The 1,033-nt window shown below is 63.3% G+C and carries 1 protein-coding gene; it reads right to left on the bottom strand.

Features of this window, described 5'->3' with window-relative positions:
* Positions 1–137: 137 nt before the first annotated feature.
* The gene (locus AB4Z11_RS32495) at positions 138–956 is read right to left on the bottom strand and encodes a sensor histidine kinase (RefSeq protein WP_442030414.1); all 819 of its coding nucleotides are present in this window, start codon (positions 954–956) and stop codon (positions 138–140) included.
* Positions 957–1,033 lie beyond the last annotated feature (77 nt).

The following is a 1,033-nucleotide window of genomic DNA, read 5'->3' as shown; positions in this document are numbered from 1 at the left end:
GCCATTGCTGGCCTCACCCGAAATCTGCATATCCGGCTGGCTGGCGATGGCTTCGGCCAGTCCTGCGCGCAGCAAAGGGTGGTCGTCCACCACCATCACGCGGATCGGTCTTGCTTCCATATTCATCTCGCTTGTCCTTAATGCCGGAACAGAATCCGGTCCAGCCACTGCTGCGAGGCACGCGACGCACCCTGGCCATAAGCCAGCGGGCCGTCCAGTGTCAGCACCACTTCCGTGCCCTTGCCCATGCCGCTCCAGATATCGAGCTGGCCGCCGATGCAGGCCGCGCGTTCGCGCATGCCGGTCAGGCCCCAGTGGCCGCGGCGTCCGCCGATACCAAGAGTTTGTTCATCAATTCCGCGTCCATTATCGCGCACATGCAGACGGAATGCATTACGGCCGTAACTGAGCAGGACTTCCACCACCGTGGCATCGCCATGGCGGAAGGCATTGGACAGCGCCTCGCGTGCGATGCAATAGATATCGTCGCTGACCAGAGGATGCAGATGCGTGGGCGTGCCTTCGACGGCGAATTTGTACTTCTTGCCGTGTTCCGCTGCCATGCCCTGCACGGCGGCGCGCAAGGTGGAGGCCAGATCGCTGCCGAACTCCATGCCGGCCCGCAGGTCCATCACCTGGTCGCGGCCCGCCACCACCATCTGGTCGGCTTCGTCCAGGATGGATTCGATCGCCACGCGCAGCGGGTCCTTGGTGGGCAGGGGATTGATGACGGTTTGCAGGCGCAGGGTCAGGCTCTGCACGCCCTGCAGCAGGGTGTCGTGCAAGGCGCGCGCGATGCGTTCGCGCTCCAGCTGGCGGGCCCGCACTTGGGCGTGGCTGCGGGCCCGCGCACGCAAGGTGCGCCAAAGATAAACGCCGCCGATCAGGGCGAGAGCGGCCAGCGCGATCAGCAGCGCGGGCAAAGATGAGGGTGCGTCATACGGCATGGCGGACATTTTCTACTCTAACAACATTTTCCGCCTCCCCATATCGAGGGGGGCATCAAAAAATCCTACCGTTCAGTATTCCACTA

Origin of the sequence: Pseudoduganella sp. RAF53_2 (genome assembly GCF_052113985.1) — a bacterium.
GTDB lineage: Bacteria > Pseudomonadota > Gammaproteobacteria > Burkholderiales > Burkholderiaceae_D > Rugamonas.
The sequence above is the reverse complement of the archived record's forward strand: the minus strand, read 5'-3'. Positions and strand labels throughout refer to the sequence as shown.

Excerpts from the sequence above, each read along its gene's own strand:
- AB4Z11_RS32495 (WP_442030414.1), bottom strand. The coding sequence starts at position 956 with ATGTCCGCCATGCCGTATGACGCACCCTCATCTTTGCCCGCGCTGCTG.